Raw genomic sequence first — 13,151 nt, 5'->3', positions numbered from 1 at the left:
GGAAGGATCAGTTATGCCAACGATAGGAGCTGCGCCCCGCAGCGTACTAACCCGTCTTCCCGTATACACGCCGGGGAAACCGATTTGGGAGGTTCAGCAGGAGCTGGGCTTGGACCGGATCATCAAGCTCGCCTCCAACGAAAATCCTCTCGGCGCTTCTCCCAAAGCTACGGAGGCCATGCAGGCTTGGCTGACAGAGCTGCACCGTTATCCGGATGCCTCCGCCGCCTCGCTAAGGGAAGCCGTTGCTTCTTCGTATGACGTTTCCAAGGAGGGTGTAATCGCCTCCAACGGGGCCGACGAGCTGATCAAGCTTCTTTCCGAGGCCTATCTCGAACCCGGCGATGAGATTGTCATCCCAGTCCCTACCTTCACCGAGTATGAGTTTGCCGCACGGCTGATGGGGGCTGAGGTTGTCCCTGTGCCCCTAGTCGCCCCGGATTACCGTTACGATGTGGAGGCGCTGCTGCGGGCCGTCACCCCTCGGACGAAGCTAATTTATCTTTGCTCCCCGAATAACCCTACCGGCACCTACCTGCGGCAAGCGGAGGCGGAGCGGCTGCTGCGAGCGCTGCCGCAAGGGGTTCTCGTTGTTCTGGATGCGGCCTACTCCCACTATGCCGAGGAGGAGGACTATACGAATGGGGTGGAATGGGTGAAGCAAGGGGCTCCCGTCCTTGTGATGCAAACCTTCTCCAAGGTATACGGGCTGGCGGGCCTCAGAGTAGGATTCGGCATTGCCTCCGAGGAGGTCATCGGGCACATCCAGAGGGTACGCGAGCCGTTCAATGTCAATGCCCTTGCCCAAGCGGCGGCCGCAGCAGCGCTGAAGGACGAAGAGCATGTTGAAATGTCCCGTCAATGCGTGGCTGAAGGTCGGAATCAGTTGTATCGCAAATTCGACGAGCTTGGACTGGCTTATACACGCAGCTCGAGCAATTTCATTCTTGTTCAGGTAGGGGCTTTGGCCGAAGACGTATACAAGAAGCTTCTTCAGAACGGCATCATTGTTCGTCACGGAGCGCAGTGGGGATTGCCTCAGCATGTGCGGATCACAGTGGGAACGGAGGAAGAGAACCTGGCACTAGGGGAAGCGTTGCAAAGGGTGCTGTGAACAAAGCGAAAAACCCGCCTGAGGGTCGAATCGTCAAGATCCGCTCGGCGGGTTTCCTTACTAGTTATACTGCTTCCTTAGCTGCCAATCGGCGCTGCTTCAGCTTACGGAATACAACCCCGTGCTTCGGTGAGAACAGGAACGCCGCTGCAAACAGAACACCCGCTACCGAGATCATACAGCCTGCGATCGAGGCATCCAGCAGTACGGAAGCGTAGTACCCGAGTGTTGAACTGGCAACGCCCACACCCATGCTTAGGAAGATCATGACGCTAAGACGCTCCGTCAGCAGGTAAGCAGTGGCTGCGGGAACTACCAGCATGCCGACGACGAGGATGGCCCCTACGCTCTCGAAGGAGGCAACGGTCGTCACGGACACCAGCCCCATCAGCAAGTAGTGGAAGAACGCTACCGGTATGCCTACGGCCGCCGCCAACGCCGGGTCGAAGGAACAAAGCTTGAACTGCTTATAGAACACCCCAATAACTACTGCACTTAAGGTCAGTACGATCCCGAGACCCCATACCGCCTTGGGACCGATTTCCCTTCCGGCGAATTCAATCACGTCCCAAGGGACACGGATGATCTCGCCGTACAGCACACAGTCGAGATCGAGATCCACCTGGCGCGTGTATAGACTTACCAGAACGACGCCTACGGAGAAAAGCGCGGTAAACACAACCCCGATCGAGGCGTCGGACTGCACGCCGCTCTGCTGAAACATCTGAATCAGGAACACCGTGATCAGTCCCAGTACGGAAGCGCCCAGCATCATGAAGAGCGAATCTCTCGTACCGCTGAGCAAAAAGGCGATGACAATCCCCGGCAGCACGGAATGGCTGATCGCATCCCCGACCATGGCCATGCGCCGAAGAATCAGGAAGCAGCCGAGCAGGCTGCAGGAGCAAGCGACAAGCGCCGCGGTTAACAAAATCCAGAAGTCATTCATGCCCTACACTCCTTCCCGCCGAGGATACGACGGCCTTCGCCTCCTGCAGCTCTTGCTCCTTCATGACGCTTCGCTTGACCGACAACCGCAGCAGCAGCTTGGATACAAGCCCGCGCCGGGGCGCAAACAGTACGGAAATCACGAACAGCAAGGTGGCGGCAAGCACACTCAGCGGTCCCGTCGGCAGGTTGTTGGCTGTGGTGCTGACGAACGTACCGATCAGTCCGCTGATCGCACCGAAAAAGCCCGACAGCACCACCATCACGCCAAGGCGCTCCGTCCAATAACGCGCCGATACGGCAGGCGTAATGAGAAGCGCGGACATCAGCACGACGCCGACAGCCTGGATGCCGACAACAACCGCAACTACGCTCAGAAACATCAGAAATTGGTCCAGGAAAGCCACCGGAAGCCCAATGCCCTTGGCAAAGCCGGCATCGAAGCTGAGCAGCTTAAATTCCTTAAATAACGCAAAGCATACAAGCACTAACGCAGAGGCGACGATCGCCATCGTGATCACATCGGACAGCACCATCGACGCCGCTTGCCCGAACAGGAATTTGTCCAGGCCGCTTTGGTTGCCGCTGTCGCTATGCTGAATTTGCGTCAGCAGCACGATCCCAAAGCCGAAGAACACCGACAGCACGATACCGAGCGCCGTATCCTGCTTGATCCGCGAGTTGCGCGTCACGTACCCGATACCGAAGGTGGCTATCAGCCCTGCGGCCACCGCGCCGATCAAGAAGTAGAAGATCGACTTCGATCCGGTCAGCATAAACGCGATGCAAACCCCAGGCAAGGCGGCGTGCGCCAGCGCATCTCCCATAAGGCTCTGCTTCCGCAAATAGGCGAAGCTGCCCAGCACCCCGCTGCTCAATCCGAGCAGAATGCTGCCAAGTAAAATCCACTGCGTGTTCGGATCGGACAGCAGCTCGATCAGTCCATCCCATATCCCGTTCATGCCGGTCACCTCGCTCCCACCAGAAGCATATCGTCGTTATCGCTGCCCAGCATCGCCAGTCGCCCGCCATAGGTGGTCTGCAGGTTCTCTTTGGTAAACACCTCATTCGTAGGGCCGATCGCCATGACCCCGACATTCAGCAGAATGACCCAGTCGAAATATTCCTTCACCGTAGCGAGATCGTGGTGGACGACAAGCACGGTCTTGCCCTGCTTTCTCAGCTCGCCCAGCAGCGTGATAATCGCCTTCTCCGTGGCCGCATCGACACCGACGAACGGTTCATCCATGAAATACAGCTTGGCGTCCTGTGCAAGTGCCCGTGCCAAGAAAATGCGCTGCTGCTGGCCGCCGGACAGCTGGCTGATTTGGCGGCCGGCATAGTCGGCCATGCCTACCTTCTCGAGGCAATCCATAGCGATCTGCCGCTCCTTGGCTCCCGGTCTGCGGAACCAGCCGAGCCGTCCGTAACGTCCCATCATGACCACATCCAATGCACTCGTGGGAAAATCCCAGTCGACCGACTCCCGCTGCGGAACGTAGCCCACAAGCTGACGCTGCTCCTTATAGGGGCGGCCATAGATGGCGACCTCTCCCGTTACCTTCGGGATCAAGCCGAGCGCCGCTTTAATGAGCGTGGATTTGCCCGCTCCGTTGGGGCCGACAATCCCGATGAGCTTCCCTTCCGGCACCTCAAGCGACACCTCGCGGAGCACCGGCTTCTTCTGATAGGCAACCGTCATGCCTTGAATCGATAATGGAGCTTGACGCTCTTTGTCCATAGTCCCTCTCCCCCTGTCGCTGGCTTTATTATTTCAACGCTTTGACAATCGTGTCGACGTTATGGCGAACCATACCGATGTAAGTCCCCTCCGTTGTTCCTTCCTTGCCCATCGCATCGGAGAAGAGCTCTCCGCCGATTTTCACCTCATGACCCTGCTGCTTCGCTCCCTGGATCACCGCTTCAATGGACTTCTTCGGTACGCTGGACTCTACGAAAACCGCCTTGATCCTGTTCTTCACCAGGTAATCGCGAAGATCGCTGACATCCTTGGAGCCGTACTCAGAGGCAGTGCTGATTCCTTGAAGCCCCATCACCTGGATGCCGTAAGCCTTGCCGAAATAACCGAAGGCATCGTGAGCGGTTACGAGCACCCGCTGCTGCTGAGGGATCGTGCCGATCTGCTCACGGACATAGCTGTCGAGCTGCTGGAGCTGTACGATATAGGCGGCCGCATTTTTCTTGTAATCCTCCGCATGAGCGCTATCCAGCTTGCTCAGCTCATCGCGGATCACCTCTGTGGCGCTGATCCAATGCTTTACATCGAACCAGACGTGCGGATCATGCGCCGATTGTCCGTCGTTTGCACTCAGCAGCTTCGCCTCATCGATGCCCTTAGTAACGGCAACCGTCGGCTTCTCCTTGCGCATCTGCTCGAAGATTTCCTCCATCTTCCCCTCCAGATGAAGCCCGTTGTAGAAAATGATCTGCGCCTGCTCCAGCTTCTTCACATCGCCCTGCGAGGCCTTGTAGAGATGCGGATCAACGCCGGATTTCATCAGTCCTGTAACGGCGACATGCTCTCCCCCGACATTCTTCACGACATCGCTGATCATTCCGATCGTGGTCGTCACCTTCAGCTTCCCGTCTCCTCCGGCTGCTTCATCTCCCCCGCAGGCGGTTAGCATTACCGTTAAGCCAAGGAACAGAATCGTCATAATAAACCGCTTAAAGGACGAGCTGATTGATTGCTTTTTCATTGTTTCTCGCGCTCCATTTCTCTTTGTGTAATAAGCATACTTTACCTATATGAGCCAAAAAAGTTGTCTTAGACCTTAAATGTTTCCCTGGAGTATATTTCTTTCCCCTGCGACTACATTTTTATTATATACAAATATGTTTCCCTAGTGCAACATTTAATTTAAAAAAATGCATCCTTTCAACGCAACAAAAAAAGCTGCTCCAGAAGGAACAGCCTCTTGCTTCGTTCTGCCTGTTATTCCGTCTTGCCCTTTCCGTTCTTCGGCACTCCGTCAAGGCCGTAGTACTGGTCGTAAGCATCGAAGATTTTGCGAGCGATCGGTGCGGCGCCCCAGGAGCCGAAGCCCCCCTCAGGCACGACCACCGCTACGGCAAGCTTCGGCTTATCGGCAGGGGCGAAGGCGATGAATACCGCATTATCGACATGCTGGCCGCCGACATTCTGCGTGGAGGTCCCCGTCTTTCTCGCCAGCTTGTAAGGGAAGTCGTCAAAGCCGGTAACGAAGCTCTCCATCCCGTTCAGCACTGTATCCCAGTGGAGCTTCGAGAACTGTGACTCATCGAGCACGACCGGTTCATCAAATTTCTTGACCAGCTCCCCGTCATAGGTCTCGATCTTGTCTACCAGAAGCGGCTGCAGCCGTTTGCCCCGGTTGGCCAGCGTCGTCGCATACTGGGCCAGCTGCAGCGTCGTATACTTCTCGTTCTGGCCCCACGAAGCAAATACCATCCGGGACTGCTCGGTCTCCTTCGTATTCGTCAGGAACTCGCTCAAGCCTTCATACTCCCGCGGAAGGCCGCTTCCCGTAGATACTCCCAGCCCGAACTTCGCCAGGTAGTCGGACCACAGCTGCGGCGCCTGCTTCCCATATTTCTCGTACAGCTTGTTGCCTATCATGGCCGACATGAACGTGTTCGACGAAACGCGAATCGCCGTAGTTGCAGTGATCGGTCCAAAGGACTTACCATCGGAATTCTGCAGCCTTGCGTTGCCGTTCCGGCCGTAGGTGAATACCCCGGTATCGTTATATACCGTACTCGGCGTAAACAAGCCCTCGTTCAAGCCGATCAATACCGATAACGGCTTGATTGTGGAGCCGACATACACAATGGAGCTAGGATGGTTCTTCCGCTCATTCTCCGGATAGTCCGGATAGGCCGTAGTGATCGTACCGTTGTTAATGTAAGGCTCGATCCGTTTGTACTCGGCCGGCGGAATGCCCCCGTTCCATACGTTCGGATCGTAATCCGGCATACTCGCCATCGCTACAACCTTGCCTGTATCTACTTCCATCGCTACCGCATAGCCCGCCACAGCATTCTTCCCAATGGCAGGAAACTTCAGCGCTCGCGCCTCCGCACTTTTCATATACGCCAGCTGATCCATAATCGCTTGCTCCGCCGTCAGCTGCACGTCCTTGTTGATGGTTAAGAACAGATTGTTTCCCTTCTGGGGAGGGGTAATGGTCATTTTGCCGATAATTTTCTGCGACGCATTGACCGGATACGTCTTCGAGCCGTTCTTGCCGCGCAGCTCCTCCTGGTATTGCCGCTCGATGCCGTCAAATCCGACATCCTCCGTATCCAGGTATTCCTTCGTCTTCTCCGGATCCCGGTAAAACGCATGCCCCTGGGAGCTTCGGGCCGTATTGAACGGGCGCATGTATCCTACCAGCTGCACCGCAATCGTGTTGATGCTGTCGTAGGACCGGATGCTTTCCTCGGTAATTTCAATCCATTTGAGCTCGTCGCGGCGCTCACTGATATAGGCTATCTCATCCTTGGTCAAATCCGACTTGATCCGCCGCGGTGTAAACGAATAGCTCGGATCATGCGTCTTCTTCTTCTCCAGATCGTAGCCCACATCCATCGCCTTAATGATATCCTCGGGCGACAGCTGCTTCTGCGTCGGCGATCCGTAAGTCGCAAATATGGTAGCCAGCTGCTTGGCAAGAGCCACCACATCGTCCTTCGCCTGCCCCGATTCCATTCGGAAATAGAGCGATTGCGTCGAGGTCGTGATGGCGATCGGCGCCCCGTTGCGGTCCAGGATGTTGCCCCGAATCGGAGGAATTTTCGTCTGCGCCTTGGTCTGATCGGCTTCCTGAGCCCGCAGCTCCTGCCCCTCCACGAACTGAAGCATCGCCAGGCGGACGATGAGCACGGAGAACAAAAAGAACGTAACAAAGAAAAAGACATTAATCCGAAGGGTATACTGCCGGCGTTTATTCGCCTCATGCTTTTGCGGATCGTCCAGACCCAGCGATGATTTCATTGTGCTTTCGACTCCTTTTGCTTCAAATGATTCATTAGGTTAATAAATCCCGCAAGGAAACGATGCCTTCCCCGGTTTGGTAGTCATATCGCTTGATGCGAACCGCATCGATGCCGAGCTGATTCGGCGCCCAGATATCGTTGCGTTCATGGTCACCGATGTACAGCACCTCGTGTGCTGCCAAGCCCGATTGTTCCAGTGCGAGCGCGAAGATCGCCGGGTCCGGCTTCTCAAGCCCCACCTCGGTCGATACGAGCACCGGCTCGAAGTAGCTGCGAATGCCCTTATACTCCAGGATCGATACTAGTGTAGGCGCGAAGTTGGAGATGACGCCCAGCTGAAACCCGCGCTGCGTCAGCTCCTCGAGCACTTCCTTAACGTCATCAAATAATGCATAATGCTCCGGCGAAGTGAACAGATCGTACAGCTCATGACAGCACTCGTGGATCTGCTCCTCGGTCCAATTCTCTTCATGGACCCCAAGCTTCTCAAGGATATATCGGTACAGGCTTACCCAGAACGCGCGGTCCGATTCCGGGGTGCAAGCCTCGAACGGCCCCGCCTGCTTATCATAATACATAAGACGAAACGACTCGGTAAAAAGTTCCCCGATTCGCTCCTGTTCCCGGTGCAAGGATCGCCCGGCCAAGTATTCATGCATGATGATCCTTGCCGCAGGGATCGTGAGCAGCGTATCTCCCACGTCAAAAAAAACGGCTTTATATTCATGAAGCGGTTTGCGTAACAGCATATTCGGTTTACTCCAATCCCTATGTAGCTTTTTCTCTCCGCGAAAGTCTCAACCTTAAGTGTACCACAAGTTTTCCGGATGAGAAACGGCATGTAGAAAAAGGAAAAAGCCGGTACGTCTGCTTGCCATAAGCAGTTGCACCGGCTTGAACCTACTACACTTCCTTGATATGCGTTTCGTGAAAATTCGGCGGGTTGAACCAGTTGCCTCCGCTGGCCACCCAGGTGGAATCCAGAGGCACCCATGCCTTCTTTTCCGACAAATACACTTCGTTCCAAGCATGCGGCCCGTAGCTGCCACGGCCGTCGTAACCGAGCCCTGTAACCACTTTGACCTCAAGCCCGATCGAACGGGCCATTACCGCATAAAGACGGGAGAAATCGATGCACACGCCTTGCTTCGTAAGGAAGGTTTCCTCCGGCGTCTGCTCCTTCCAGATCCGCTTCTCCTCATACAGCTTCACCTTGTCCCAGTCATACTTGACCCGGGTGCCGACGTAACGGTAGAGCAGCTTCGCCTTCTCCTCGTCGGTCGAGCCCTTAGCCGTAATCTGCTCCGCCGCTGCCTTAATATCCGCCGGGATCCTGGCATCCACCACTTCATACTTGCGCTGAAGAATATTGGCGAATTCCTCTTCCACCGCGCGGGTAAACACCGGCAGCTGGCTCGTCAGGAAATCCCCGGTCACCGGCTCAATGATCTCCTTGGCGCCTTTCTGGTAGAGGGACGAGGCCTGAATATACCCGGTAGCCTGCGTATACGGGAACAAGGTCGTCACCACAAACAGTATCGCGATAAATATGAGCGACCTAGCTGCGCCGGTAACGATACCGATAGCCCCTCCGGCAAGGCTGCTCAAGATCGTAGGCGTCTCTCCCTTGGCCTTCGCCTGAGCGGAGGCATGCTCCGTTCGCTCCATGACCGACTCTCCGATCAGCGGATCCATGACCCTGTACACCAGCTGTTTAATGATGCCGAAGGATAACACGAACAGCACGCTGAAGCGAAGCAGCGAGAAATCCCTCATGCCCGTCATTGCCGTATAATAAAGCTGCTGCCAGAAGCCCAGCTCCTCCGCAGGAATGGTAATCCCCAGTTCCGCAAGCCAGAGCTGAACCTTGGGAGAGAGCCATGAAGTCAGCTGCCAGCCGATAAAAAGACTGACGACCGTCGCCGCGCTTTCAAGCGCAAGCAGCAGCAGGCGTCTGGCGGACGATGAGGCGCCGCGGTACATCCCTTGAAGCACGGACAGCACGAAGATCATGAACAGCAGAACCGTAACGGCATTCCATTCCCTGATAAGATTCCACACCTCATTCAACGTTTCCTCATTCCTCCTCCCCCGGCTGCTTGCGTCCGGTTCTAGTTTTTCTTCGCCTGCTCAATGAGCGTGTTCAACGCCGCATCCAACGGCAGCGTGAACGTTTGATTCATAAAGGTGACTTTCACCTCGTTCGCGCCGGGCTTGCCCTCAAGCTTCACACTTTTGGTCGCTATCGTGAAGGTTCCGTCGGAATTCAGCTGATACTTGGCGTCCTTCACCTCATCGGTCATCGCTTTCATCGCCTGGGTCTTCGCCTCCGTCGCAACCTTCGCCCCCACCGTGCTTCCGAGCTCCAGCAGCTGATCCTTATAGCTCGCGCCATAGTAGAACAATCCGGCAAGCACAGCGAGCACGATCACCCATTTGATGACGGTTTTCACAATCTTGATCACCAAAAACAGTACAATCAGCGCCGCAGCAATGACATACCAGCGCTCCGCCAAGAAAGAACCGATAAATTCCAAGACCATCTCTCCCTTTTTATCACTGTTCACAAACACATACCAGCTTATACATCATACCTTATGAAGCGGCTCTTCTTCATCCCTTTTTTTCGAAAACCGCCTTAGCCGTAGCCTTTGTCAAAAATTGTGTACTAACGGGTCGTCCCAAGGCGTACAAGTAGTAGGGGAGGCTATGAGACAACCACTCCACTATAAGCGCGAGGTGATTTCAGTGAAAACGGCCATTTGGCTGTATTTATTTATTTTCGTGGCCTTCTTTGATCTACATGCCCAGTACCCGATTTTGTCTCCCTTCGCTATTTCGCTGGGAGCGGCGCCTTCCTTTATCGGACTGATTCTTGGAGTCTACTCGATCACACACCTGCCAGGTAATTTGATCGCAGGCTTCGGGGTTGACCGTTACGGCAGCAAGGGCTTCATTGTATTCAGCCTGATTGTAGCAGGAATCGTCCTCCTGTTTCAATCCCGCGTCGACGATCCTTGGGAGCTTTTAATCATACGCTCGATCAGCGGGTTTGTGCTCGCTTTCCTCTCTCCGGCTTGCTTATCCTTGCTCGCCAAAATTGCCAAGGATCGGGTCCAGCAAGGCAAGCTGATGGCCGGAAACGGCATGGTGCATACGATCGCCTCCGTGCTCAGCCCGGCAGCGGGCGCCTATTTGGTTGCTACCTTCGGCTTTGCCCAGTCGTTCGTAATCCTCGGGTGGATCCTAATCGTAACGGGCGTGCTCGCTTGGTTCGGGGTAAAGGAGAAGCAGTATCAACAATCGGCATCGGAATTGTTCGTCGATTCCCATGGAGCTGTGCTCCCCGATGGAGATTCGTCCAAGGCGGACGGGGCGGCAGGCTCCATCCCTTGGCTGTTCTATGGGGTACCGCTGGCCATTTCCTGCTCGCAGGGCATCCTGTTCTTCGAGCTTCCTCTAATGAAGGAAACTCACGGCTCCATCCTGACTTCAGGCGTTTTCTTCTCCCTGGTCAGCTTAGGAGCGCTGGTCACACTAAGCATGCTGTTCCTCAGCCGGGTGTCTCCTTTTTTACGCACGACGATGGGCGCGCTGGCTCTTGCCTTTATCTTCTTCGGCATGTCCGTCAACTGGCCGCTTCCGATGTATGCTTCGTTATTCCTGATCGGCATGACGAAGGGCATAATTTTTCCGGCGATCGCCTCGCTCTTGGCCAGCGTGACGAGCGCGACCCGTTATGGCCGGGTATTCTCGATTCTCTCCATCGCTTTCTCAATCGGAGCGTTTCTCGGTCCTATTCTCGCCGGACATTTCCGCGGGCATATATCGCCGTACTTCATCGCCTTTCTTTGCCTCATGCTTGCTCTATCCATTTTGCCGTTTCGCGCGTTTCACAAGCCCGTCGAAGCTTAACCACATAAACTAAGGGGTTGAGATGCTTATGTCATCCCAACCCCTCTTCTTATGCAGCAGCAGATTACAATTTAAAATGCCCCACCGATTGATTTAACCTCACAACGACTTCCTTCAATTGCTCCGACGAGCTGGCAATGGATTGCATCAAGGCCAGCTGTTCCTCTGTGGCGGAAGCGACATTCTGCGTTTTGATGAATATCTCGCGGGCGTTAGCCGAAGATTGCTCCATTCCCGCGGATATTTCCTGCGAAGAGGCCGCCAGCTCCTCCGTAATGGCCGAAGTCTCCAAAATTTCCGAGCTGCTTTCCTTGACTGACTCATAAATATGGAGGAAGCTTTGCTGAACCTCATCCATAATCTTCGTGCTTTTGCCCGCTTCCTCAATCGTATCTTTCATCAGCCGGGAGGCTGTGAAAATTTCCTGCTGCGTGCTCTCTATCATTCCGGTGATGCCTTCTGCTGATTGCATCGATTGTGCGGCCAGCTTGCGGATTTCACTCGCAACCACCGCAAACCCTCTGCCGTGCTCACCCGCTCGGGCGGATTCTATGGAAGCGTTCAGGGATAAAAGATTGGTTTGCGCAGCAAATTGAGTGATCTCCTCAGCGACAACTCCGATCTCCTCCGATTTGCGGTTCAACGCATCAATAACAGTAGATAGCGTGGCTGATGTACCGATCAACGATTGAATTTGGTTCTTCAGCGTCACCATGATCATTCGGCCGTCTTCCGTTTCCTGCGTCGTGCTGACAAAGTGCTCGGAAATATCTCCCGTACCTGCGGCAATGCGATTGACGCCGGCCGCCACTTCCCTGACCGCCTTATTGGTTTCTTCGGCAATCGCCGCCAGGCCCTCTACGCCGAGGGTGACCTCCTGAATGTTCTCCGCTACATGCTCTGACGCCCTCGCCGATTCCTGGGCACTGGACGCCAGCTGAAAGGCGGATTCCGCCACTTGCTTGGAGCCCGACATAATGTTCTCAATCAGGCCTTTCACATTGGCGGTCATGGTATCCAGGGATTCGGACAACAGCCCCATCTCATCTTTATTCCGCTTCGACGGTGCCGATATGCTCAAATCGCCCCGGGCCACCTTGCCCATTCGATCCAGCAATTCCTTCATCGTCCGCATCATTCGCCGGATCAGAATATATCCGGCAAAAGCAAGGACCGCTGCGATCACTAGAATCAGGGCGTACATCCATTTCTCATCTCGCTTATTCTCTCGGATAAGCTCCTCTACTTGGGATGCAGCATACGCATCGAGTATTTCACCAAATTCATTAAGACCCCCGCGAGTTTTTTCGAATAGCGGCTCTACTGAAGCGCTTTCAATTTTTTGACCGTTCATCTGGGCTCTTGCCGCTTCTGTTAATGGTTGAAAGCTTGTTCTAAAGTTATCGATAATTTCTTGAATCGATTGTCCCGTTTCCGGATGCTTCAGATGGGTTAACTGATCTTCCTTCAGCACCTGATATGCCTGCTCGATTCGATCCGTCGCCTGCTTAGCGTTCTCTTCGAAGCTCGCTTTGGCAGCCGGCTTATCCTTAGCATTGGCATAGCCTAGATAGGCCGTCAGCATTTGATACAGATCGCGGTCCGCATTAAGCACTAAGGACGTCGGACGGTTCGTAGTCTCCTGCAATAACCGCGTGATCCGGTTTACATCGGAGGACTTGTCCTGAATCAACATCATCGAGATGGCAATGATGCAAATAATGGGAACCACTAAAAGAGCAAATAACCGAAATTTGAAGCTTACCCAAAAATTCAAATGACTTCCCCCTGATCGTTTCATTTGGGTTGGACAACCCTTACTTAGTATATATACAACTATATCGGTCGAATTTCCTCTTTTTTCGACTTTTTTCTTCTGCCGTATTCATTTCTTATCTAGGTGACCGCACATAACGAATCGAGATATCTTACATAGGATATAGTGTCTTCCGACAAAGATTCTTTCTTCCGAAAGGAGGCACATACTATGGGAGCATGCGGTAACGTAGGCGTAGGCGGCCTCTGGACTTCCACTGGCGTCGTATTGGTTCTCTTCATCCTGCTGGTCATTGTCACTCGCACTTTCTATGTGTAATGTTCTGAATTGGCGCTGGGAGGCCGTCCGTCATCGGGCGGCTTTTTCTTTTGTCCGGGCCAGTCCTGCCAAACGGACAAG

At 54.4% G+C, this 13,151-nt stretch carries 12 protein-coding genes; 3 read left to right on the top strand and 9 right to left on the bottom strand.

All coding sequences use genetic code 11. From position 1 onward, the window contains the following. The first annotated feature begins 13 nt into the window (after nt 1–13). Nucleotides 14–1,114: a histidinol-phosphate transaminase gene (gene hisC, locus QMO62_RS23145; protein ID WP_284644644.1), complete on the top strand. Its 1,101-nt coding sequence runs from the start codon at nt 14–16 to the stop codon at nt 1,112–1,114. A gap of 64 nt (nt 1,115–1,178) precedes the next feature. Here the strand turns inward: hisC and QMO62_RS23140 are convergent, their stop codons facing one another. The 8 genes from QMO62_RS23140 to QMO62_RS23105 form a co-directional block, all read right to left on the bottom strand. Further along, on the bottom strand, nt 1,179–2,063 hold the full coding sequence (locus QMO62_RS23140; RefSeq protein WP_284644643.1) for a metal ABC transporter permease: 885 nt from the start codon (nt 2,061–2,063) through the stop codon (nt 1,179–1,181). Beyond that, a complete protein-coding gene (locus tag QMO62_RS23135; RefSeq protein WP_284644642.1) occupies nt 2,056–3,024 on the bottom strand; it encodes a metal ABC transporter permease in 969 nt (322 codons plus the stop codon). The genes QMO62_RS23140 and QMO62_RS23135 overlap by 8 nt, the downstream gene beginning before the upstream one ends. Before the next feature lie 5 nt (nt 3,025–3,029). Next, nucleotides 3,030–3,803 carry a metal ABC transporter ATP-binding protein gene (locus QMO62_RS23130; protein ID WP_284644641.1) on the bottom strand — a complete coding sequence of 258 codons (774 nt, stop codon included), beginning with the start codon at nt 3,801–3,803 and terminating at the stop codon, nt 3,030–3,032. Nucleotides 3,804–3,831: 28 nt separating this feature from the next. Next, the gene (locus tag QMO62_RS23125; RefSeq protein ID WP_284644640.1) at nt 3,832–4,782 is read right to left on the bottom strand and encodes a metal ABC transporter solute-binding protein, Zn/Mn family; all 951 of its coding nucleotides are present in this window, start codon (nt 4,780–4,782) and stop codon (nt 3,832–3,834) included. Between the two features lie 236 nt (nt 4,783–5,018). Further along, nucleotides 5,019–7,058, bottom strand: a complete 2,040-nt coding sequence (locus QMO62_RS23120; RefSeq protein ID WP_284644639.1) for a peptidoglycan D,D-transpeptidase FtsI family protein — start codon at nt 7,056–7,058, stop codon at nt 5,019–5,021. A gap of 34 nt (nt 7,059–7,092) precedes the next feature. Next, the gene (locus tag QMO62_RS23115; RefSeq protein ID WP_284644638.1) at nt 7,093–7,809 is read right to left on the bottom strand and encodes an HAD-IA family hydrolase; all 717 of its coding nucleotides are present in this window, start codon (nt 7,807–7,809) and stop codon (nt 7,093–7,095) included. A 154-nt stretch (nt 7,810–7,963) separates the two neighbouring features. After that, the gene (locus QMO62_RS23110; protein WP_372516695.1) at nt 7,964–9,130 is read right to left on the bottom strand and encodes a transglutaminase domain-containing protein; all 1,167 of its coding nucleotides are present in this window, start codon (nt 9,128–9,130) and stop codon (nt 7,964–7,966) included. Nucleotides 9,131–9,171: 41 nt separating this feature from the next. Continuing rightward, nucleotides 9,172–9,627, bottom strand: coding sequence for a hypothetical protein (locus QMO62_RS23105; RefSeq protein ID WP_284644637.1), 456 nt, complete (start codon nt 9,625–9,627; stop codon nt 9,172–9,174). 181 nt (nt 9,628–9,808) lie between these two features. On the opposite strand from QMO62_RS23105, the gene QMO62_RS23100 reads away from it, so the two are divergent. Further along, nucleotides 9,809–10,975, top strand: coding sequence for an MFS transporter (locus QMO62_RS23100; RefSeq protein WP_284645013.1), 1,167 nt, complete (start codon nt 9,809–9,811; stop codon nt 10,973–10,975). Nucleotides 10,976–11,039: 64 nt separating this feature from the next. On the opposite strand, the gene QMO62_RS23095 is transcribed toward QMO62_RS23100, so the two are convergent. Beyond that, entirely contained in the window at nt 11,040–12,674 is a 1,635-nt protein-coding gene (locus QMO62_RS23095; protein ID WP_284644636.1) for a methyl-accepting chemotaxis protein, read from the bottom strand. Nucleotides 12,675–12,962: 288 nt separating this feature from the next. On the opposite strand from QMO62_RS23095, the gene QMO62_RS23090 reads away from it, so the two are divergent. After that, nucleotides 12,963–13,070 carry a YjcZ family sporulation protein gene (locus QMO62_RS23090; protein ID WP_284644635.1) on the top strand — a complete coding sequence of 36 codons (108 nt, stop codon included), beginning with the start codon at nt 12,963–12,965 and terminating at the stop codon, nt 13,068–13,070. Nucleotides 13,071–13,151 lie beyond the last annotated feature (81 nt).

The organism is Paenibacillus silviterrae, assembly GCF_030167925.1.
Lineage (GTDB): Bacteria > Bacillota > Bacilli > Paenibacillales > NBRC-103111 > Paenibacillus_G > Paenibacillus_G silviterrae.
The sequence above is the reverse complement of the archived record's forward strand: the minus strand, read 5'-3'. Positions and strand labels throughout refer to the sequence as shown.